19 protein-coding genes are annotated in these 22,176 nt (G+C 61.4%); 12 read left to right on the plus strand and 7 right to left on the minus strand.

The annotated features are described in order from the left end of the window. Positions 1–3 precede the first annotated feature (3 nt). Positions 4–1,899 carry a methylmalonyl-CoA mutase family protein gene (locus tag C6Y62_RS07175; protein WP_173953356.1) on the minus strand — a complete coding sequence of 632 codons (1,896 nt, stop codon included), beginning with the start codon at positions 1,897–1,899 and terminating at the stop codon, positions 4–6. 283 nt (positions 1,900–2,182) lie between these two features. Between C6Y62_RS07175 and C6Y62_RS07180 the strand changes: the two genes are divergently transcribed. Together C6Y62_RS07180 and C6Y62_RS07185 are read left to right on the plus strand one after the other, a co-directional pair. Then, positions 2,183–3,679 carry a helicase HerA-like domain-containing protein gene (locus C6Y62_RS07180; RefSeq protein ID WP_173953357.1) on the plus strand — a complete coding sequence of 499 codons (1,497 nt, stop codon included), beginning with the start codon at positions 2,183–2,185 and terminating at the stop codon, positions 3,677–3,679. 50 nt (positions 3,680–3,729) lie between these two features. Continuing rightward, positions 3,730–4,158: a c-type cytochrome gene (locus C6Y62_RS07185; RefSeq protein ID WP_246274449.1), complete on the plus strand. Its 429-nt coding sequence runs from the start codon at positions 3,730–3,732 to the stop codon at positions 4,156–4,158. Positions 4,159–4,282: 124 nt separating this feature from the next. Here the strand turns inward: C6Y62_RS07185 and C6Y62_RS07190 are convergent, their stop codons facing one another. Beyond that, on the minus strand, positions 4,283–4,882 hold the full coding sequence (locus tag C6Y62_RS07190) for a superoxide dismutase (protein WP_068460524.1): 600 nt from the start codon (positions 4,880–4,882) through the stop codon (positions 4,283–4,285). Between the two features lie 233 nt (positions 4,883–5,115). Further along, positions 5,116–5,394, minus strand: a complete 279-nt coding sequence (locus C6Y62_RS16180) for a hypothetical protein (protein WP_198491337.1) — start codon at positions 5,392–5,394, stop codon at positions 5,116–5,118. 142 nt (positions 5,395–5,536) lie between these two features. On the opposite strand from C6Y62_RS16180, the gene C6Y62_RS07195 reads away from it, so the two are divergent. The 5 genes from C6Y62_RS07195 (at position 5,537) to C6Y62_RS07215 (ending at position 11,880) form a co-directional block, all read left to right on the plus strand. Further along, positions 5,537–5,848, plus strand: coding sequence for an H-NS histone family protein (locus tag C6Y62_RS07195; protein WP_068460526.1), 312 nt, complete (start codon positions 5,537–5,539; stop codon positions 5,846–5,848). Between the two features lie 149 nt (positions 5,849–5,997). Further along, on the plus strand, positions 5,998–6,555 hold the full coding sequence (locus C6Y62_RS07200) for a type 1 glutamine amidotransferase domain-containing protein (protein ID WP_173953358.1): 558 nt from the start codon (positions 5,998–6,000) through the stop codon (positions 6,553–6,555). Between the two features lie 430 nt (positions 6,556–6,985). Next, complete coding sequence (gene groES / locus C6Y62_RS07205; RefSeq protein WP_068460530.1) at positions 6,986–7,300, plus strand: co-chaperone GroES; 315 nt, start codon at positions 6,986–6,988, stop codon at positions 7,298–7,300. A gap of 75 nt (positions 7,301–7,375) precedes the next feature. After that, the gene (gene groL, locus C6Y62_RS07210; RefSeq protein WP_173953359.1) at positions 7,376–9,019 is read left to right on the plus strand and encodes a chaperonin GroEL; all 1,644 of its coding nucleotides are present in this window, start codon (positions 7,376–7,378) and stop codon (positions 9,017–9,019) included. A 332-nt stretch (positions 9,020–9,351) separates the two neighbouring features. Then, positions 9,352–11,880, plus strand: coding sequence for a L,D-transpeptidase family protein (locus tag C6Y62_RS07215; RefSeq protein WP_173953360.1), 2,529 nt, complete (start codon positions 9,352–9,354; stop codon positions 11,878–11,880). A gap of 90 nt (positions 11,881–11,970) precedes the next feature. Here C6Y62_RS07215 and C6Y62_RS07220 read toward each other — a convergent pair whose 3' ends face one another. From C6Y62_RS07220 to C6Y62_RS07230, 3 genes are read right to left on the minus strand one after another with little or no spacing between them, the layout of a single operon-like run. Further along, positions 11,971–13,257 (minus strand): CCA tRNA nucleotidyltransferase, encoded by a 1,287-nt coding sequence (locus C6Y62_RS07220; protein WP_173953361.1) that lies wholly within the window; start codon positions 13,255–13,257, stop codon positions 11,971–11,973. A gap of 39 nt (positions 13,258–13,296) precedes the next feature. Then, entirely contained in the window at positions 13,297–13,563 is a 267-nt protein-coding gene (locus C6Y62_RS07225) for a DUF6111 family protein (RefSeq protein ID WP_068460273.1), read from the minus strand. Beyond that, the gene (locus tag C6Y62_RS07230; RefSeq protein WP_246274450.1) at positions 13,560–14,222 is read right to left on the minus strand and encodes a CoA pyrophosphatase; all 663 of its coding nucleotides are present in this window, start codon (positions 14,220–14,222) and stop codon (positions 13,560–13,562) included. The genes C6Y62_RS07225 and C6Y62_RS07230 overlap by 4 nt, the downstream gene beginning before the upstream one ends. 248 nt (positions 14,223–14,470) lie before the next feature. Here C6Y62_RS07230 and C6Y62_RS07235 point away from each other — a divergent pair, with 248 nt between their 5' ends. Both C6Y62_RS07235 and C6Y62_RS07240 read left to right on the plus strand, forming a co-directional pair. Next, the gene (locus tag C6Y62_RS07235; RefSeq protein WP_173953362.1) at positions 14,471–15,607 is read left to right on the plus strand and encodes a hypothetical protein; all 1,137 of its coding nucleotides are present in this window, start codon (positions 14,471–14,473) and stop codon (positions 15,605–15,607) included. Positions 15,608–15,773: 166 nt separating this feature from the next. Next, on the plus strand, positions 15,774–16,472 hold the full coding sequence (locus C6Y62_RS07240) for an outer membrane protein (RefSeq protein WP_173953363.1): 699 nt from the start codon (positions 15,774–15,776) through the stop codon (positions 16,470–16,472). Between the two features lie 552 nt (positions 16,473–17,024). On the opposite strand, the gene hemF is transcribed toward C6Y62_RS07240, so the two are convergent. Then, positions 17,025–17,966: an oxygen-dependent coproporphyrinogen oxidase gene (hemF, locus tag C6Y62_RS07245; protein ID WP_068460280.1), complete on the minus strand. Its 942-nt coding sequence runs from the start codon at positions 17,964–17,966 to the stop codon at positions 17,025–17,027. Positions 17,967–18,157: 191 nt separating this feature from the next. Between hemF and C6Y62_RS07250 the strand changes: the two genes are divergently transcribed. The 3 genes from C6Y62_RS07250 (at position 18,158) to C6Y62_RS07260 (ending at position 22,171) form a co-directional block, all read left to right on the plus strand. Beyond that, entirely contained in the window at positions 18,158–20,023 is a 1,866-nt protein-coding gene (locus C6Y62_RS07250) for an ABC transporter ATP-binding protein (protein WP_173953364.1), read from the plus strand. 281 nt (positions 20,024–20,304) lie between these two features. Then, positions 20,305–20,877: a ubiquinol-cytochrome c reductase iron-sulfur subunit gene (petA, locus tag C6Y62_RS07255; RefSeq protein WP_173953365.1), complete on the plus strand. Its 573-nt coding sequence runs from the start codon at positions 20,305–20,307 to the stop codon at positions 20,875–20,877. Positions 20,878–20,893: 16 nt separating this feature from the next. After that, complete coding sequence (locus tag C6Y62_RS07260) at positions 20,894–22,171, plus strand: cytochrome b (protein WP_068460284.1); 1,278 nt, start codon at positions 20,894–20,896, stop codon at positions 22,169–22,171. Positions 22,172–22,176 lie beyond the last annotated feature (5 nt).

The following is a 22,176-nucleotide window of genomic DNA, read 5'->3' on the forward strand; positions in this document are numbered from 1 at the left end:
ACTTCACCCGATGGTTTTGTGCAGGCCGCCTAGCACTTCAACGGCATTCTGTCCGGCGAAGATGAAGTCATTGACGCCGGCCGTGCGCAACGCTGCTTCCAGCTCGCCCGGCTTGCCGGCCAGCAGAATTTGCTGTGCTCCTGCGGCCTTCAATGCCTTGGCGACAGCCTCGGCGTCGCGTGCGTAAACTTCGTCGGATGAGCAGATGCAGGCGACGGTTGCGCCGGATGCCTTGAAATCTGCGGCGGCCTCGTCGGCCGACTTGTAGCCTTCGCTGCTGGTGAGGCCTTCGATGCCACCGGCGGCGAGGAAGTTCCACATCCACTGCGAGCGGCGATTGTGTTCGGCAATCTCGCCCAGGTTGGCCATGAACACTGCCTTGCGCTTGCCGGTGCTGGCCTCGAACGCATCGCCGGCATCGCGCAGCGCCTCAAAGGCTTCGCTGGTGCGATGCGGGGTAAGCGGTCGGCTAACAGCAGCGCCCGTCGCATCAACCTGCGGATAAGGCGTGACCTTCACGCCATCGTTGCCGAGGAACGGGAACACCGACACGCCGGTCAGTTCCTGGCGGCCGGTTGCGACGGCCTTGGTGCGCGCCTCGACCATCTTCGCGATGTCGTCCTGCAGCGCGCCGGAGCTCAGCACCGCGATGAGGCCGCCCTTCGCCTCGATATCCTGGAACAGGCCCCACGCCTTCTGCGCGAGATCGTTCGTCAGCTTTTCGACGTACCACGAGCCGCCGAGCGGATCGACGACACGGCCGAGTTGAGACTCTTCCTGCAGCACAAGCTGCGTGTTGCGCGCGATGCGGCGGGCGAACCGATCCGGCAGGCCCAGCACCCAGGTGTAAGGCAGCACGGTGATCGCGTTGGCGCCGCCAAATGCAGCCGCCGCGCAGGCCGCTGTGGTGCGCAGCATGTTCGTCCACGGGTCGCGCTTGGCCATCATGCGCGATGACGTGATCGCGGTGATGTGCAGTTCGGCAGCCGAGGCGCCGCTTGCTTCCGCGATGCGGGCGATGATGGTGCGGGCAGCGCGTACCTTGGCGGCGTTCAGGAACAGGTCGGTATCGACAGAAAGGGCGAACGCGATCTGCGGGAAGGCGTCCTTGGCGGAAACACCGGCAGCCTCGAACGCGCGCAGATAGGTGACAAGTGCTGCGGCGAGGAAGGCCAGTTCCTGGGCTTCGCTGGCGCCGGCTTCATGCGGCACGGTGGCATCGACCAGCACCGAGCTGATCGGACGATCTGCCTGAGCTGCCTCCCTGGCGAACGCGACCGTTTCCGCCAGCGCAGTTTCAATCGGCGCCCACGTGGAGCCATAGCGCGCAAAGGTGCCGACGGGATCGACGTTGAGGCGCGAGACGGCGGTGCCGCCTTCTTCCTTTTTGATGGCAGCCAGTGCGCCGAGAAAATGCTTCGCGGCCTGTAGGCCACCTATGCCGCCGACGAGCTGGATCGGCGCGTAATCGACATAGACGCCAGGCAGACACGTTGCTGCATCCCCAACGCTGGTGATGCGAATGCCGTTCTGACCGGGGCCTGCAATCTGCAGCACCAGACCGTTGGCGCCGCCATCCAGCTCATCCATGATGACCTTGTTGGCCGCAGCCGGATCGGCTTCCACGACCCGCTGGTGGATCTGCCATCCCAGATCCTGCGCGGACTCCGAGGTGCCACGGGTGAACGGGGCTCCGCCCGGCGCGATGCCATCGACGCCGGCCAGGGCGTCGGCGCGGGTGTAGATCGGATCGATCCGCAGGCCGTCGGCGGTCTTGGCCACGAGGCGGCGCTCGTAATCGGCGCCCTTAAGCGCCTTGTCCACGAGTTGGCGCCACGTGTCGAACGATACCGGGTCGAATCCGGAAGCGAGGTCGATAGGGGCGGTCGTCTCGGTCATATCGGGGTGGTCTCAGTGCTGACGCTGGTGTTTCTGGCCGTTGCGGGGCATCGACCGGCGATTTTGTGAACCTTCTATAGGCTTTCCAGCTCCGGATCACCTGCGGAATTTAGAATGCCTGCGGTGTCGCGTCGCTTCGGCGCGCCGGAGCATGGTCCTCAACCCACATACTTTTCCACCAGTCCGCCATGCAACTGCTGTTTGCAAAGGGTACTATCCCATGCCAAGAGCGAAATGAGCCCGTTTCTTCCGAGTCGCGCCACTATGGAGGCCAGAACCCGCTATGAGCCAATCGGTGCTGCAGGACGGCAAGATCTTTATCGGTAAAAGCATCAAGTCGGAGTACCTCGATCTCAGCCTGGCAAACCGGCACGGTCTGGTTACCGGCGCGACCGGTACCGGCAAAACAGTGACGCTGCAGGTGCTGGCGGAAGGTTTTTCGCGTGCCGGTGTGCCGGTATTCGCGGCCGACATCAAAGGCGACCTATCCGGCATCGGCGAAGTGGGCGAGCCGAAAGACTTCCTGCTCAAGCGCGCTGCTGAAGTCGGCCTCGACGACTACAAGAACAGCGCCAGCCCGGTGGTGTTCTGGGACGTGTTCGGTGCCAGCGGACATCCGATCCGGGCGACGGTCGAGGATATGGGCCCACTGCTGGTTTCGCGCATGCTCGATCTCAACGACGTGCAGGAAGGCGTGCTCAATATCGCTTTCCGCGTTGCGTCCGAGGAAGGCCTGCCGCTCATCAATCTGGGTGACCTGCGCGCCATCGTCACCTACGTCGGCTCGCGCGCTAAGGAGCTTTCGGTCAAGTACGGCAACGTTGCCATCCAGTCCGCTGGCGCCATTCAGCGCCGTCTGCTGGTGCTTGAGGAGCAGGGCGCCGACCACTTCTTCGGTGAGCCGGAAATCGACATCTGGGATTTGATCCGCACCGGGCCGGACGGCAAGGGCGTTGTGAACATCCTGTCGGCCGACAAGCTGATGGAGCGGCCGCGCCTTTATGCAGTCTTCCTGTTGTGGCTGCTGACCAAGCTGTGGCAGACGCTGCCGGAAGTGGGCGATCAGCCCAAGCCGCGGCTGGTGTTCTTCTTCGACGAAGCGCATCTTTTGTTCGACGATGCGCCCAAAGCGCTGATGGAGCGCATCGAGCAGATTGCACGTCTCGTGCGCTCAAAAGGCGTGGGCGTCTATTTCATCACGCAGAACCCGATGGACGTGCCGAACTCCGTTTCAGCACAGCTCGGCAACCGCGTGCAGCACGCCCTGCGCGCATTCACGCCGCAGGAGCAGCGGGCCGTGCGCGCTGCCGCTGAAACCTTCCGCCGCAATCCGGAGCTCAACACTGAGCGCGTCATCCTGGAGCTGAAGGTGGGCGAGGCGCTCGTTTCCACGCTGGAAAACAAGGGTGAACCGTCAATCGTGCAGCGCACGCTCATTCGGCCGCCGGAGGGACGCATTGGCCCGGTGACGGATGCTGAGCGCCGCGCGCTGATGGCTGGCAGCCCGTTCAGCGGCAAGTATGACACGGTAAAGAATCGCGAAAGTGCTGAGGAAATGCTGGCCAAGCGCAACGCCGAGGCGGCTGCGGCAAAGGAAGCCGATGCTTCCGGTGGTGGCGGCTGGCTCGACAGCATCTTCGGTGGCGGACGCGGACCAACCGGCCGCAAACGGCAGGGCATGGGTGAGATGATCGGACGTGAAGTGCAGCGTTCGTTGGCGCGCACGGTCGCGTCGACGATCCGCAGCATCATCATGAAGAGCATCGGCATGCGGCGCTGACCGCGCAGGGCTCAGTCTGTTGCGGGAATGCCGAGCTTTAGGGGAGCGTCATGGCTGAAACATTCGCAGGCAGTGGAATTTCAGGCCGCACAGTGAAGGCTGGCGCGGTCTTGCCTGCGTTGTTGCTAGGGCTGACGCTGCTGGTTTCGTATCAGCCGGTTATGGCAGCGGACGCCGGCCCGGATGCCGCTGTGCCGTCCGCGCCGCTGTCGGTGGCTGATGCGATCGAGAAGGGCCGTGTTCTGCTGACCGACAACTGCTCGCGGTGCCATGCCATTGGCGCCGAGGGAGCAAGTCCGCACAAGGAAGCGCCGCCGTTCCGCGTGGTTGTTACGCGCTATCCGGCGGACAACCTCGCTGAGGCGCTGGCGGAAGGGCTGGTGTCCGGTCACCCGGACATGCCGGAGTTCGTTTTCGAAGTGGAAGAGGTTGGCGCCATTACCGCCTACCTCAATTCGCTGGAGCCGAAGACGGAGTAACTTCGGAGCGGTGGAACGGGGCTCAAAACGCCCGGATTTTTTCGCCGCAACAAACAATTGCATTTGAAAATAAAACGGCGCCGCTCCTGTGAGCGACGCCGTTTTTTGTCAGTCTGGCTTTGGATCAGAGCGCTTTCGCGGCCATTTCCTCAACGTGTTCCCAGTTTACGAGATTGTCGAACCAGGCTTCGAGATACTTCGGACGCGCGTTGCGATAGTCGATGTAATAGCTGTGCTCCCACACGTCGCAGCCGAGAATGGGCGATGCGCCGTGCATCAGCGGGTTTTCGCCGTTGGGCGTCTTCATCAGTTCCAGCTTGCCGTCGCGAACTGCAAGCCAGGTCCAGCCGGAACCGAACTGGGTCTTGCCGTTTTCGATGAAGTCGTTGCGAACCTTGTCGAAACCGCCGTACGCGTCGACCAGCTTCTGCACGTTGCCGGGCAGCTTGTTGCCGCCGCCGTCCTTCTTCATCCACTGCCAGAAGTGGATGTGATTGAAGTCCTGGCCGACGTTATTGATGATCGGCTGCGCCTTGTCGGCATAGGCTTCGCGGCAGATCTCCTCGATGCTCTTGCCCTCATACTTCGAGCCGGGGATCAGCTTGTTGGCCATGTCGACATAGGCCTGATGGTGCTTGTCGTGATGATATTCCAGCGTTTCGGCCGACATGTATGGCGTCAGCGAGTCATACGCATATGGAAGGGGCGGGAGCTTGAAGGTCATGGTGGCGAGCCTCTGGCGTGAGTGCGAGTTTTAATGCGCGGCAATGCTAGGGGCACGCCGCAGCGCGGAACCTATCGGCTGATATACGTCATGGCAACGCGCGAACAGCCGTTCCGGTTGTTGATGATTTTATCGGGATGATGATTGATAGGCTGCGCCTATGAAAACGCGCGGCTTGACGCGCATTGATTTGCAAATCATGCCAACAGCGCAGCGGTCTATGCGCGGCTCGATCACAGCCCGGATTTCAGATCCGGTGGAGTGGAGCGCAGGCAGAGAAGGCGGCGAGGAGTTGAGGCGCAGCCCCCTGAACCGAACTGCGCCTCGTGGGGATCACTCCGGGAGAAGATGGGCGTCCAGGGTTTGGAAACGATATTCGTGGGCGCCTGAACGCGGCCTGAACGGCAAAATAGTTTGCTAAAAAATGGAAATGGCTGGGCTTCAGTTTCGGCCAAAAAGAAAAAATGTTGATAACGGCCGCGGATATAAAAAGTCGCGCTAATCTTGAGCAACTGCTCCTATTCCATGCTTAACCGGCACGTATTTTGTGTAGGCTTCTTGACAAATGGAAGGCAAAAAGTAATTGAACCGGACTAGGTTCATTGCAGCGGCATTTGCCGGGCATATGTGTGTGTAAACGAGAAGGACCGCCGGATGGCCATTCCCAATATCGATAAGCTGACGCTGAAAGAACTGATCGAGCTTGAGGCAAAGGTCCAGAAGGCGATCAGTTCGGCGCGGGATCGCGAACGGGCAGAGGTCAAGCAGGCGCTGGCGCAGCTTGCTGAAAAGCGCGGCTTTTCCGTTTCTGAGCTGTTTGGCGGACGTGGTCGGGGCAAGTCTAGCGCGGCAAAATACGCAAATCCCGATAACAAGGCGGAAACCTGGACTGGCCGCGGGCGCAAGCCGAATTGGTTGGTTGCGAAACTGAACAAGGGCGCAAAGCTCACTGATTTCGCAATTTAACCCGGCCCTAATCCAATCATTGCAGCCCGCAGCCTCTCCCGCTGCGGGCTTTGTTGTTTTAACCAACAGCGCTCCGATTTGGCGGTTGTAGGAACATGCTGGGTTCGCGCTCCGTTTATTCGATCGTAATTGGATAATGGAGTACGGACATGCCTGCTATCAATGACAGCCGGATTTTGATCATGGCGACGGACGGTTTCGAATTGTCGGAGCTGACCGGGCCGCTGGAACAGTTGCGAAGCCACGGCGCGAAAGTTGAGGTTGCCGCGCCCCATTCAGGCAGCATTCGCGGGTGGCGCGGAAAGGATTGGGCGTCGTCGGTTGATGTCGATCTCGTTCTCGATAAGGTCGATGTCGACAATTACGATGCGCTGGTGCTGCCGGGCGGGCAGATCAATCCGGATCTGCTGCGGGTTGATGACAATGCCCTGGGGATCATCAGAGCGTTTCTCGGCAAGGGTAAAGTGGTTGCTGCGATCTGCCATGCGCCCTGGCTGCTGATCGAGACCGATGCCGTGAATGGCCGGGATGTGACGTCTTATATCTCGATCAAAACGGATATGAAGAATGCCGGCGGCAGATGGGTCGATCGTCCGGTGGTGGCTGACCAGGGCATCATAACCTCAAGAAATCCCAAGGATATTGACGCGTTTGTCGCCAAGATCGTCGAGGAGATCGAGGAGGGGACGCATCGCCGGGCGGCCTAGGTCTAGCAACTGCAGCGGCAGCTCGGACGCGACGGCAGGATTGTGGGGCGGGCGTGCTTTCCTGCGGTCGACGGCCGGCCCCAAGGTGCTGTGTCACGGCCCTGAACGCTCCCGACGACGAGTGCACTCGCGAGGACGGCAAGCTCGGTTGGCCCGCTTAGGGGGCGAGCAGGTCGATGCAACTTGTGATTTAAATCAGATCGTAAGGCAGCAGTTTTTTAAGGCGCGGCAACGCAAGTTTGCGGCGCCTTGTTTTTATGTGGCGCCTGCTGGCACTCCCGCCTTGACAGTGCTAGCAGCCTTTCACATATACCCGGCGCGGGCCCAAGCGGCGGTCTGGCTAACCCAGCGATTTGGATGTCCGGATCGCGCGAGCTCGCAAAGCTTTCAAAAACTCTCGAATAGCAAACTGCATCATGAGGTTTGATCCATGAAGTTTCGTCCTCTTCATGACCGTGTCGTCGTTCGGCGCGTCGAAGAAGATACCAAGACGGCTGGCGGCATCATTATTCCCGATACCGCGAAGGAGAAGCCGCAGCAGGGCGAAGTCGTGGCGGTCGGCCCCGGCTCGCGCGATGAAACCGGCAAGGTCAACGCGCTCGATGTGAAGCCCGGCGACCGCGTGCTGTTCGGCAAGTGGAGCGGCACCGAAGTGAAGATCGACGGCGAAGACCTCCTCATCATGAAGGAGAGCGACATCTTCGGCGTGATCGACGGCAAGGCGAGCGTCAAGGCCGCCGCCTGAGCATTGCTTCTCGCAAACAATTCGCATTTCGGCCGCTTGTCGGCCTGAGCTGAAAAGCCAACTGGAGTTTTTTCTATGGCTGCAAAAGACGTAAAGTTTTCGCAGGAAGCGCGCGAGAAGATGCTGCGCGGCGTCGACATCCTCGCCAACGCGGTGAAGGTGACGCTGGGTCCGAAGGGCCGCAACGTCGTGATCGAGAAGTCCTTCGGCGCACCGCGCATCACCAAGGACGGCGTTTCGGTCGCCAAGGAAATCGAGCTTGAGGACAAGTTCGAGAATATGGGCGCGCAGATGGTGCGCGAAGTTGCTTCCAAGACCAACGATCTGGCTGGCGACGGTACCACCACCGCAACCGTTCTGGCTCAGGCGATTGTAAAGGAAGGCGCCAAGTCGGTTGCCGCCGGTGCTAACCCGATGGACCTGCGTCGCGGCATTGATCTGGCCGTGGCTGCTGTCGTTGAAGAGCTGAAGAGCAAGGCCCAGAAGATCAAGTCCAACGACGAGATCGCGCAGGTCGGCACCATCTCCGCCAACGGTGACACCGAAATCGGCAAGAAGCTCGCCGAAGCCATGAAGAAAGTTGGCAACGAGGGCGTCATCACGGTTGAGGAATCCAAGAGCCTCGAAACCGAGCTTGATGTTGTCGAAGGTATGCAGTTCGACCGTGGCTATCTCTCGCCGTACTTCGTCACCAACGCCGAGAAGATGACCGTCGAGCTTGAGAACCCTTACATTCTCATCCACGAGAAGAAGCTGTCCGGTCTGCAGGCCATGCTGCCGGTGCTCGAAGCCGTTGTGCAGTCGGGCCGTCCGCTGCTCATCATTGCTGAGGACGTGGAAGGCGAAGCGCTCGCAACCCTCGTCGTCAACAAGCTGCGCGGTGGTCTGAAGGTTGCTGCCGTGAAGGCTCCGGGCTTCGGCGATCGCCGCAAGGCCATGCTTGAGGACATCGCGATCCTCACCGGCGGCCAGACGATCTCGGAAGATCTCGGCATCAAGCTTGAGAACGTGACGCTGGAGATGCTGGGCCGCGCCAAGCGCGTGACCATCGACAAGGAAAACACCATCATTGTCGACGGCGCGGGCAAGAAGGATGACATCGAAGGCCGCGTAAAGCAGATCAAGGCTCAGATCGAAGAGACCTCGTCTGACTACGACCGTGAGAAGCTGCAGGAGCGCCTGGCCAAGCTGTCCGGCGGTGTTGCTGTGCTCAAGGTCGGCGGCGCCACCGAAGTGGAAGTGAAGGAGCGCAAGGATCGCGTCGACGACGCGCTGCACGCAACCCGCGCGGCCGTCGAAGAAGGCATCGTTCCAGGCGGTGGCGTTGCGCTGCTGCGTGCTTCCAAGGCGCTGGAGAAGATCAAGGGTGCAAACGACGATCAGAACGTCGGCGTCAACATCGTCCGCAAGGCTCTGCAGGCTCCGGCCCGTCAGATCTTCAACAACGCTGGCGAAGATGGCTCGGTGATCGTCGGCAAGATCCTGGACAAGAGTGACTACAACTTCGGCTACAACGCCCAGACGCTGAAGTATGGCGATCTCGTTTCCGAGGGCGTCATCGACCCGGCCAAGGTTGTGCGTTGCGCGCTGCAGGATGCCGCTTCGGTTGCGGGTCTGCTGATCACAACCGAAGCTATGGTCGCCGAGCTGCCCAAGAAGGAGCACAGCCACGCTCCGATGCCGGGCGGCATGGGCGGCATGGGCGATATGGGCTTCTAAGACCATGATCGCTTCGGACCCTAACAGTCCGAAGCGTCAATCATCGGTCCAAGAAAAGCTTAGAGCTGCGTCGCGTTTCGAAGAAAGGCGATCACGCTCTAAGCCCCCTCCCTCGCGTCATAGTTGTGCAGAACATGGAAGCCCCGGCGGTTCGTCGGGGCTTTTTCGCGACTCACAAAGTATTTATCGGCAGCTGTTGCGTTACAGACCCACGTTAGCCTTGACGTAAAATAGTATCGATAGCCACATGCTTTACGCAGCGTATGCGTCGATTCTGGCCCAGCCACGGCCATTTTCTCCACCTAGCCTTCAGGCGCTATGGAGACTGAGGGATGATCGAAAAAACGGGTGTATCGAAGCGCGTCGGGATGTTACCGGCGATCGCCGTGCTGTGGTTTGCTGGTTCGCTGGCTACCGTGAACGCACAAAATACAGTGTCGGCTCAAGCTGTTGCAGCTGCGACGGCACAGGTAGCCGAGCCAACGGTGGCTGCAGTTGCTGCGCAGACGGAGACGCCTTCAGGCCATCCGCTGAGCCCGCCGAACGTTGTGCCAGAACCACATCCTCAGTCGCAGCCGATAGATGCGGCAGCAACTCCGGCGGCATCGGATCAACAGCCGGCACCGGCTTCCGCCGCGGTGGTTCCTGCTGGCGCTTCACCGATCGAAACCGGCACGACCACGCCTTACGTGTCGGTCAATCCGGCACCGTCACAGCCGCCGGCAGCGATTGACGCCGCGCCCGGCCCTTCGGTTATCGAGCAGGCACCTGCTGCAGCGGCATTGGACGCGCAGCCTGAGCCGCAGGCACACCCTGCTGCTGTCGCCGCTCCGACGCCACCTGTGACCGCTTCTGAACTTCCCGCCGTGGCTGCACAACCGGTTGCTGCGCCGCCGGTTGCCAATGCCGCTGTTGATGCGGTTGCCCCGGCAGCACCGGCTGCTGCGCCCAGCACTTCTGCGGCGGTTGCTCCGGTCCCGGTTCCTGAACCTGACCATCAGCCAGCGGCCGCACCCGCCGATGGCGCTGCGCCAGCTGCGACCGCTGCTATCGCCGTGCCGACGCCGGGCGAAGCGCTGTCGGATTCCACCGCGCAGGTGCTGCCGCCAGCCGATTCCGTGGTGGCTGCAATTCGCACCAAGCTTTCGTCGCTCAGCCAGACGCTGACCAACGATGAGCGCGAGGCACTGAGCAACTACTATGGCCAGATGACCGGAACGGCTCTGTGGGCATCACCCACCGGCCTGACCGCGAAGGGCAAGGCCGTTGTGTCGGAGATCGGCCGCGCCGAGAATTGGGGGCTGCCGGGCGAGGCATTCAGTGTGCCTTCGATCGGTATTTCGGAGTTGACGCCGGAAGCGGCAGCGGATGCGGAACTTCAGGTTTCGACCGCAGTGCTGCTGTATGCGCGCTACGCCCGTGGCGGACGCATCAACCCGCGCAACATTTCACAGTTGATGGATCAGTCGCCGGATCTGGTGGCGCCCGCAACGGTGCTGAGCGAAGTGGCGGCTACGGGCAGCCCGGATGTGTATCTGACATCCATGCACCCGCCGCATCCTCAGTTTGAGGCGCTGCGCAAGAAGCTGCTTGAGCTGCGCGGCGTGGACGGCAAGGAACATGATGAGCCGGAAGTTGATCCTGCTCTGACGGTGAAGCTGCCTCCGGGGCGTCTGCTGCGTCTTGGTGTGACCGATGATCAGGTTTCGCTTGTGCGCCAGCGGCTCAAGGTTCCCGCTGACGATCCCGCGGACGAAAACGTTTTCGACGAGAGCGTGCGCAACGCCGTGCTGGAGTTCCAGCGCAGCAACAATCTTGCGGCTGACGGTCTGGTCGGTAACGGCACGCGTCAGGTGCTGAATGGCGGCACCGCTCCGCCGCGGGCGAGCGCGGAGTCCACCATCCAGCGCATCCTCATCAATATGGAGCGCTGGCGCTGGGTGCCGCGCGACATGGGCGAGTTCCATGTGTGGGACAACGTGCCTGAATATCTCACACGCGTGGTGAAGAACGGTCAAGTTGTGCTGCGCGACGAGATCGTCGTGGGGCAGCCCTCATGGCCGACGCCGGTTTTCTCGGCCGACATGAAGACGATTGTGTTCCGTCCGAGCTGGGGCGTGCCCAACGGCATCAAGACCAAGGAGCTGGGGCCGCTTCTGCGTAAGAGCAACAGCGGTGGTGGCGGTCTGTTCGGCCTGTTCGGCGGCGGCGGTTACAGCGCCCAGGCGGTGCTGGATGCACATGATCTGCAGGCCTATCAGAACGGTCGCCGGATCGATCCAAACTCCGTGAACTGGGCGTCGGTTGATATTCGCGCCTATCACTTCACCCAGCCGCCCGGCCCGAAGAACGTGCTGGGCGAGGTGAAGTTCATGTTCCCGAACAAACACGACGTCTACATGCACGACACGCCGCAACGGAATCTGTTCGCGAAGTCATACCGCGCGCTGAGCCACGGCTGTCTGCGCGTGCATCATCCGCGCCGGTTCGCCGAGGTTCTGCTGGAGCAGGACAAGGGTTGGTCGTCATCGCAGGTGGGCAACATGTTCTCGCGCGGCGGTGAGATTGCCCTGTCGACGCACATTCCTGTGCACATCACCTATATGACCGCGCGGGTTGACGATAACGGCAAGCTGCACACGTTCGGCGATTTCTATGGTCTGGATAGCCGCACGGCTGCTGCGCTGACCGGAAGATCGATCCGCTTCGAGCAGCAGCCGGCTGATCTGGAGGCGATTGCTGAGGCTGAGGGACGTCCGCAGCCACAGCAGCAGCAGCGCAAGCAGCAACGTAAGCAGCAGTATTCGAACTCAAGCCCGAATTCGCTGTCGGACGTTATCCAGGGGCTGTTCTCGCCCTGATGTGAAGCGGGAAGCATTGGCTTCGACTGCAACATTGCGACGCCCCGGACTGATGTTCGGGGCGTTTTGCTTTTCCGGTGCTTTTGCGGGTCAGGACTTGCCGGCGGCATTCCTGCTGCGGCTCGCTGCTATCAGCGCGTCGAGCTTGCTATCCAGCATGCCTGCATCATCGGGAAAGCCGGCGGCGATCCACCAGTTCTCGAATGCGGTGACAATGCTGCCGACTTCGGGGCCCGGCTCGATGCCGCGCTTCAGGACATCGGCGCCGCGCAACGGCAATTGCGGCGCCTGCCACTCGCGAGCGTCATCGAGATGCGCTGAGCGCGTTGCGTCGTTGGCCGCTGCGCCTGAGCGAGCCCATGCGAGCAGCGCGCCATCCTGATACGCTTGCGGACCATGGCGGTAGATGAAGGCGCGCACTGCGGATTGATCCGCTGTTGGATCGAAGGCCGCGTCTGTGCATCGGGCAGCATTGGTGAGGTGTGTCGTTTCCGCTGAGGACAGACGCAGCTTGCGCTGCAGTTCATCCGGCGGCACCGCGCCCGAGAGCGCTGCAAGGCGCAATATCGGATCTGGTTTCAAACGTTGGGCGTGTTCGATCGCGGCGAGATGGGCAACGGCGTCAACATCGCCTGCGGTGCCGATCAGTGGGGCGATGAGATCGTTCTGCGCCATGGCGGCGAGCGCAGGGACTGCGCCAGGCGCCGCAAGCAGCTTCAGCAACTCGGCGCGGATGCGTTCGCCAGAGAGCGTGGTCAGCCCTTCGCGTTCGGCGCCCGTTGCGGCCATGCCCTCGGCGTCGGGTGAATAAGGATCGCCGTACTCGGCCATGAAGCGGAAGAAGCGCAGGATGCGCAGATAATCTTCACGGATACGCGCGCGCGCATCGCCAATGAAGCGGACGCGCCGTTGGGTGAGATCGCCATATCCGCCGAGCGGATCGTGGACATTGCCGCCGGCGTCGGCATAGAGCGCATTCATGGTGAAGTCGCGCCGCATCGCATCTTCGCGCCAGTCGGTCGAGAAGTTGACGCGCGCCTTGCGTCCGAAGGTTTCGACGTCGCGTCGCAGCGTCGTAACCTCGAACGGAATACCATCCGAGACAACGGTGACCGTGCCGTGGTCGATGCCGGTCGGGATGCACTGCAAGCCCGCCTGCTTTGCCAGCCGCATCACATCCTGAGGCAGCACGGTCGTCGCGAGATCGACGTCGCGCACCGGCAGACCCATCAGTTCATTGCGCACCGCGCCGCCGACCGCGCGCACCTCACCGCCATCGACCGCCAGCGCGTTAAACACAGCCTGTGCCGCCGGGTGCTGGAGCCAGTCGGCGCTGCCTATGGATGGCGGCAGGGAACTGGTGTTGCTGGACGCCATCACGCGATCCTGTGATGCGGGCGAAAAAGCGGAAACCCGTTATTCGAAGTGGCCGGGGATGACCTTGCCGTCCTTATAAACCGGTGGCTTGTAGACCTGTCCGGGTTTGCCACCTTCCATTTTTCCGAAGCTGGCCAGAACGATCACGACAAGAACGACGCCGGCCAGAAACAGCCAGAGCAGCGGCGCATCGTTGAGCACGCGCTTTGCCTCCGGCTTTTCTTCGCGCGTCATGTAAACGTAAGCTACGTAAATTATGGTCGGCAGAAGAAAGAAAAAAATGTTTTCGGCGACGATGCGGATCATTCTGCAAAGAGCCTTCTATGCATGTTCTTCACGATGCCAGCGGTAACACCCCATATATACCGTTGTTCGAATGGCATGGCGTGAAATCGGCGCTCTGCGCCCAGCCATTGCCGTGATGCCGTCTGGTGATTTGCGACATCCATCAGAAATGCGAGCGGAACTTCGAATGCTTCGTCAACTTCGCGCGGATCGAGCGTGAGCTTGAAGCCAGGGCTGACGAGAGCGACCACCGGATAGATGCGAAAGCCGGTCTGGGTTCGATAGACGTCCAGATAACCCAGCGGCTCTATAAACGAGGGATCGAGGCCGATTTCTTCCTGCGACTCGCGCAGGGCGGCGGCAATCGGATCTTTGTCCGTGGTTTCGATACGGCCGCCGGGAAATGCGATTTGCCCTGCGTGGCGCTTCAGATGGGCTGTGCGTTGGGTCAGCAATATGGTCAGCGCATTGTCATGCGTAACGATCGGCACCAGAACCGCAGCAGGGGCCAGCGGTGTGCGCGCCAGTGTCGGGATGAGTTCGGGCGTCAGATCGTAATCGCTGGGTGTTTCGGAATCCGGATCGAACTGCGGCTGCATCAGGCTGAGAGCGCCGGAGACGAGATCGCGGAAGCCGGTTTCGGAAAAGGGCGACGGGCTGACAAGTTTAGGCTGTTGCATAGCGATACATTAGCCAGAGCCAGCGCAGGCTGGAAGTATTGCCTGCAGCGCACATCCATTTGAACCCGCGTGACCGGAACGGCTCGCATTTTTCGAACAAATCACGATAACGTCCAAGTTGAACGTAAATTTGCACGATGTGAATGCAGCAAATCGGAAAGGAGGCGCGCTTGCCTAGCGGGCATGGCCGGACATTGAGATCTGCCTTAGTCGCAACATTGCTGCTTTGGCTTGCGGGGCTGTCCAATGTGGCACTGGCTGATGCCGTGCAGGACTTCCTGGCGACGCTGCCATCAGCACAGAAGGCAGAGTTCAGCGCCTGGCGCGCGGCCAACGCAAGGCATGATCGCGCGGTGGATGCCTATTGGGCGCAGGTGGAGAGCAAGCGCAAGGGCCGCAACGCCAAGCGCAATAAAACCAAGTTCTTCAACTCGGACGATTACGTCTGGACTTTCCCGCCGACCTACAAGGGGCCGACACTAAACCCCGAGCTGCGGCAGCGTTGGAGCCGCTTCCTTGAGACGCGCAAGGCGCCTGAGCCGGGCAAGAAGGAACCGGAGCCCATCCCGGGCCTCGACGATTTCCTCAGCGCCGCAAGACAGCACTACGCATTCACGCCGACGCGTATTTCTGAGCGCGAGTTCAAGCGCCGCTATGCCCATGAAGCACTTTCGCTGGGCCTGACGAAAAGCCAGGTCGTGCGCGTCTATGCGCTGGAGACGGGCGGCAATGGCACCGCCGACATGCAGGCCGGCATCAACCCTCTCACCAAAAAGGGGCGGCCGATTTCATCGGCGCTCGGGTATGCGCAACTTCTGCATGCCAATACGGTCGGCGAGCTGGTGAAGCATGGCGATGACTTCATCAAACGGCTGCAGCGCATGAGGGCCAATGCTCCGACGCAGGCGCGGGCGGATGAGCTGCATCGTAAAATCCATTCGCTGCAACTGATGTTGAAGAGCGCCAAGTCGGTGCCGAACGATTGGTATCGCCATGTGGACTTTGCCAAGACATCGCGCGGCTATGGCATGCATGCGATCAATCTCGATGGCGATATCGGCCCGTGGTTGCAGGCGCTGAAATTGCGCGGCCTGAAGGATTTCGCGCAGCGCAAGGGCGTGACCAACCTCTCCGGCGAGGAAATCGAGCTGATGAACCTTTCGGGGCCAGGGACGGGCCTGGAAATGATGCAGCCGGTTGGGCTGACGGCACCCACGACGAATTTCTTTGCCCGCCGCGCCTACTATGTGAACAAGATGGTCAACGATAAGACATCGGCGGAGCTGCTGGCCGAGTTCACGCGCCGGATGGATGCCAGCTCGCGCAAGCCGGGGGCGGTGGAATTTGCCGAGGCGTTCGATGAGGTGATCGCCTCGCGCCGTTAGAGTGTCGGGTCGGGGCACGTCATGAAGAGAGTGCGGGGGCACGGCGCCCCGGCGCCCCGGCGCACCACCGTTCATCGGCGGATTTTTCTGTAGACGATGCAAATCTGCATCAGACAAGAACGCGGCACAGGCGTAGGATTCTCAGTCGGGATAACCGGGGGCATCCATGTCTGCTGTCTTACAGACGCGCATTGGCGCGAGTATTGCGTTGAGCATCTTAGCGCTGGCCGTCAGCCTGCCAAACGCAGCCCATGCCTATGATCCCTTTCGGATTCCAAGCCTCGCCTGGGCCACGGACGGAGAGCTGGTCGACATCGATGGCTCTCGCAACGGCTTCATCCTGTCGCCGGACTGGGCCATCAACGATCAGGTGAATCTCAAGGGTGCCGGTGGCAAGCTGCTGAAGGACACAGCGGGCATCTCCATTGGCGGTAAGATTGGCTACGACTACTACGCCAATAACATCCTGCTGGGTTTCATCACCGACGCGTTCTACTCGTTCGCTGACGGCAAAGGCCGCGGTGCCGGCGCCGGTCTCTACAAGTCAGAGCTGAACTATTACGGCACGGTGCGCGGCAAGCTGGGCGTCGGTCTTGGACGTTGGCTGCCTTATGCCACGGGCGGCTATGCCTACGGCGGGCTTGAGGTGAAGGACATCACCACCGGGGCCAAGAGCAGCCAGGGTCTGTCGGGCTGGACGTACGGCGGCGGCCTTGAATACATCTGGAACAACGATCTGACGGTGCACGCGGGCTACCGCCGCATCGATTTCGACAGCGAAACGTTTTCCGTTCTGCCGCTTGGGCAGCGCACGATCACACCGCAGATGGACGTGATCGACTTCGGTTTTGTGCACCGCTTCTGATCGCTCGCAGCACTGCTCAGAAGACACTGATGTTGCGCTCCGCGGCGTAGCGATTTAGCGCTGCGTGCGCTGGCGTTTCCGTGCGGTCTGATGTGATGTCCGATGCCGGTGCGCTGGCATTTGCTAATCCAGTGCTAACTCCAGCAGCGCTCTGCGCCTGACGCATGGCTACCCGGCTTCCGTGGCCTGCCTGCTGCGACGAATTGTTCCTATAATGCCAGCCACGCTTCTCAACCGTTTGCGGATGGGGACGAGGGCTATCCAATTCGCAGGCCCGGCATCATCCTCACCGGGTCTGGTCCATGTCGTCTCCACATATACTGCTGCACGCTTCCACGCTGTCCGGCGATCCAGTGACGGTTCCCCATGTCAGTCATTTCAGGCGGTGCGCCAGCGTTGTCCGTTGTCGAGATCTATCTGACCGCGTGCTAAAATGACGAGCGCGGCGGCAGGGAAAATCAGTCGGCGCCGCTATGCCAGCAGGGAGTAGCGAGCCGCTCGCGGTAGCGGCTGCGTGACTATTGGAGATCAGCGCGTGCGCGTGATCGCGCGTTACGGCCACTTCACGACGGGTGGCATCGACGACAGGATTGAATCGACGTTGCCGCCGGTCTTGAGGCCGAACACCGTGCCGCGATCATAAAGCAGGTTGAATTCGACGTAGCGGCCGCGGCGCACGAGCTGTTCCTCGCGGTCGGCGTCAGTCCACTTCTGGGTGTAGTTGCCGCGCACGAGCATAGGATAAACGCGCTCGAAGGCGCGGCCGACATCCTGCGTGAAGGCGAACGCGGCGTCCCATCCGCCATCGGCCTCGGGCGGCGTCAGGTAATCGTAGAAGATGCCGCCAATGCCGCGCTTTTCCTTGCGGTGCGGCAGGTAGAAATACTCATCGCACCATTCGCGGTAGCGCGTGTAATCGGCGATCGGGTGACCGGCGCAGGCGCCATACATCGCGGCATGGAACGCCAGCGAGTCGGCGTCACCTTCAACGCGGCGGCGGTCGAGCACCGGTGTCAGGTCCGCGCCACCGCCGAACCACCACTTCGAGGTGACGACCATGCGCGTGTTCATGTGCACGGCGGGCACGTTGGGGTTCTGCGGATGCGCGATCAGCGAAATGCCGGAGGCCCAGAAGTTCGGGTTTTCCTCGGCGCCGGGGATCTGCTTGCGGAATTCAGGTGCAAATTCGCCGTATACGGATGAGGTGTGGACGCCGACCTTCTCGAATACGCGGCCGCCCATCATGCTCATGACGCCACCGCCGCCGGGGGCTCCGGTATGGTCGGTGCGGTTCCAGGGCGTGCGGACAAAGCGGCCCGGAGCCATGTCGGACAGGGGAGCGCCAGCGGGCAGGTCATCCTCCAGCCGCTCGAACGCGGAGCAGATGCTGTCGCGGAGCTGCTGGAACCAGGCCTCGGCCTTCTGCTTATGCTCAGCAAGGTTGCTATCCAGCGGGCCGTTCTGTGCGTTATTGCCCGTTTCGCTTGCCTGCATGTCGCGTCTGTCCCTCAAACCCTTTTGTTGGCGCAATTCCCCCTATATATCCCGGGCGACAATGTCTAGGGGCGCATCGTTTCGAGCGGGGCTCCAAGGCCAGGAAAAGCCTTGCATTTTTAGGCCGATGTAAAGATGCAGCGATGCCGTCGCCGCTGCCCAGGATCGGTTTGGCAAGGGTGGAGCTCTCAATGATCGCCCGAATTTTTGGTTGGCTCGAGCAGCGTATCGATGCCTTCCCCGCTAACCAGCCCACCAAGCCGCCGGCGACGTTCTGGGCGTTCGTCTACCATTACACGCGCCCGTTCCTGCCGATGCTTGCTGCTTCGGCGGCGCTGTCGGCGACGATCGCGTTGATCGAGGTGTCGCTGTTCGGCTTCCTGGGCCGACTGGTGGACTGGCTGGCGCAGGCCGATCAGGCGACGTTCTGGTCAACCCACGGCTGGTTCCTGGCCGGCATGGCGCTGCTGGTGCTGCTGATCCTGCCGACGCTCAAGTTCCTGTATGAAGCCATCGTCCATCAGGGACTGGTCGGCAACTTCACCATGGCGACGCGCTGGCAGGCGCACCGTTACGTGCTGCGTCAGTCGATGGAGTTCTTTAACGACGACTTTGCCGGGCGCGTCTCCACCAAGGTGATGCAGACCGCGATGTCGGTGCGCGAGGTGGTGACGAAGGTCACCGAAGTGATGCTCTACGTGTGCATCTACTTCACCGGCGCGGTGGTGCTGTTTGCTTCGACCGATCTGCGTTTGTCGGGGCCGCTGCTGATCTGGCTGGTCGGCTACCTGCTGGCGATGCGCTATTTCATTCCGCGTCTCGGCAAGATTTCCCATGCCCAGTCCGACGCTCGCTCGGTGATGACCGGGCGCGTGGTGGACAGCTACACCAACATCGCCACCGTCAAGATGTTCGCCCATGCCGAGCGCGAGGACCGCTACGCATACGAAAGCATGCGTGCGTTTCTGGATACGGTGCACACGCAGATGCGGCTGGTGACGCTGCTGACGGTGGTGCTGAACTGGCTCAACGGTGCGCTGCTGTTCATGGTGGCGGCGACGGCGCTGTGGCTGTGGTCGATCGATGCCGTAACAACCGGTGCCATCGCGCTGTCGGTTGGCTTGGTGCTGCGTCTACAGGGTATGTCCCACTGGATCATGTGGGAGATGGCGGGCCTGTTTGAAAACGTTGGCATCGTGCAGGACGGCCTGGAAACCATCGCGCGTGACCGCACCGTGGTCGACGTGCCGGACGCCAAGGCGCTGACCGTCGACAAGGGCGAGATCGTTTTCGACCACATCAGCTTCAATTACGGGCGCGATGCGGAAGCAAACCGGGGCAGCGTGATCGAGGATCTGTCGTTGCGCGTAGCACCGGGCGAAAAGGTGGGGCTGGTAGGCCGTTCAGGCGCTGGCAAATCGACACTCGTCGGCCTGCTGATGCGTTTTTACGATCTCGACAGTGGCCGCATTCTGATCGACGGGCAGGATATCTCGCAGGTGCAGCAAGACAGCCTGCGCGCGCAGATCGGCATGGTCACGCAGGATACATCGCTGCTGCATCGCTCGGTGCTGGATAACATCCTCTATGGCCGCCCCGATGCGGGCGAAGTGGAAGCCATCGCCGCCGCCAAGAAGGCGGAAGCCCATGAGTTCATTGCCAATCTGCACGATGCGCACGGCCGCAGCGGTTATGAAGCCCATGTCGGCGAGCGCGGCGTGAAACTCTCCGGCGGACAGCGTCAGCGGGTGGCGATTGCGCGCGTGCTGCTGAAGGATGCGCCGATCCTGGTGCTGGACGAGGCCACCAGTGCGCTGGATAGCGAAGTGGAAGCGGCGATTCAGGAGCAGCTGGTCAACCTGATGGAAGGCAAAACGGTGATCGCCATCGCGCATCGGCTTTCCACCATTGCCGCCATGGATCGCCTTGTCATCATGGATAAGGGCCGGATCGTTGAAGAAGGCTCGCACGCCGAGCTTCTGCGGCGGGGTGGACTTTATGCCGAGCTGTGGGCGCGCCAGTCCGGCGGGTTTCTTGCGCAAGACGCGGCAGAATGACTTGAATCTGTTTTTTTCCGTTGGATCGCACTGCGGTAAGGCCGCTGTGCGCCAAATTGCCTATGCCTATCTCGCGCCGCAGGCTTGAGCGCCGTTTAGAACAATGTCAATAAACCGCATAGCGGCAGGCTCCGTTTTGTAGGCCTATCGCAACTCACCGTGCCCGATTTTGACGGCAGACGTCCTCAGATGCGGGTGCTGCCCGTCGGTGCCAGCCGGCGGATAAAAAAACAAAGTTAAGTGCGGCACGACATCTGTCCAGCGCCCTAGCGGAGGCTCCCGTGGCAATTGAAGCCGAAGAACCGGATCGCCGGGACTTTCTCGTTCTCGCGGCCAGCGCCTTCGCAGCTGTTGGCGGCGCGATGACGCTTTGGCCCTTCATCCAGCAGATGAACCCCGACGCGGGCGCACAGGCGCTGGCATCGATCGAGGTGGATCTGTCACCGGTGAAGGTGGGCCAGGCCATCACTGTGCTGTGGCGCGGCAAGCCCGTGTTCATTCGCCACCGTACCGAAGAGGAAATCGCGGTCGCCAAAGCGGTGCCGATGAAAGACCTCATCGACGAATACGCGCGCAACGCTGCGCTGCCCGAAGATGCTCTCGCAACAGACCCCAACCGCACCAAGGACGGCCACGAGAACTGGCTGATCATGGTCGGCATCTGCACCCATCTCGGCTGCGTGCCGAAGGGGCAGGCGCAGGGTGACAGCAGGGGTGACTTCGGCGGTTGGCTGTGCCCGTGCCATGGCTCGCACTACGATACCGCGGGCCGAATTCGTAAAGGTCCAGCACCCCGCAATCTTGAGGTGCCGGTCTATAATTTCGTATCCGGTTCCTTGATCAAGATCGGCTGACGGGCGGGCGGACTCCATGTCTGGAATTTCTTACAGCAGCTATAAGCCGACGACTAAAGTCGGCAAGTGGATGGACGAGCGTCTGCCTGTCGGGCGGATGTTTCATGCGCAGTTCGTCGACTTTCCGACGCCGCGCAATCTGAACTACTGGTGGACCTTCGGCGGCATTCTCTCGTTCTGCCTGATGGCCCAGATCGTTACCGGCATTGTGCTGGCGATGCACTACCAGCCGAGCGGCGAAATGGCGTTCGACTCGGTTGAGCGCATCCGGCGCGACGTGAATTTCGGCTGGCTGATCCGCAACCTGCACGCGGTCGGCGCCTCGATGTTCTTCATCGCCGCCTACGTTCACATCTTCCGCGGTCTCTACTACGGCTCGTACAAGGCACCGCGCGAAATCCTCTGGATCATCGGCGTCATCATCTTCATCGTCATGATGGCCACGGCGTTCATGGGCTACTCGCTGCCGTGGGGCCAGATGAGCTTCTGGGGCGTCACGGTTATCACCAACCTGTTCTCGTCGATCGACAGCATCGTGCCGGGCCTCGGCACCACGGTTGTTGAATGGCTGTGGGGCGGCTACTCGGTGACCGGCGTTACGCTCAACCGCTTCTTCAGCCTTCACTATCTGCTGCCGTTCGTGCTGGCGGGCCTCGTTGTCCTGCACGTCTGGGCGCTGCACGTGGTGGGCCAGAACAGCCCGATGGGCCTGGACGTGAAGACGCCTTCCGATGGCGTGCCGTTCACGCCGTATGCAACCTCGAAGGATGCGGTCGGCATGTTCGCCTTCCTGCTGTTCTTCTGCTGGTTCGCATTCTTCCTGCCCGATTACCTCGGCCACGCCGACAACTACGTCGAAGCCAACCCGCTGGTGACGCCGCCGCACATCGTTCCTGAATGGTACTTCCTGCCGTTCTACGCGATCCTGCGCGCAATCCCCTCCAAGCTGGGTGGCGTGATCGCGATGTTCGGTGCCATCGCCATCCTGGTGCTGGTGCCGTGGCTGGATACCAGCAAGGTGCGCTCGACCAAGTATCGTCCGCTGTACCGCTGGTTCTTCTGGCTGTTCGTGTTCTCCTGCGTGGCGCTGGGTTGGCTTGGCTCCAAGCCTGCCGAGGCAGAGTACGTATTCTGGGCGCGGGTGTTCACGTTCTACTACTTTGCGCACTTCATCGTCGTCATGCCGCTGGTGGGGTGGTTCGAAAAGCCACTGAAGGTGCCGGGGTCAATAACCGAGGCGGTGCTGGCGAAAAACAAAGGTGCTGCCGCGGCGGCGCCGGCCGCGAAGAGCTGAGGGGC

Origin of the sequence: Hyphomicrobium sulfonivorans, from assembly GCF_013306565.1 — a bacterium.
Lineage (GTDB): Bacteria > Pseudomonadota > Alphaproteobacteria > Rhizobiales > Hyphomicrobiaceae > Hyphomicrobium_A > Hyphomicrobium_A sulfonivorans.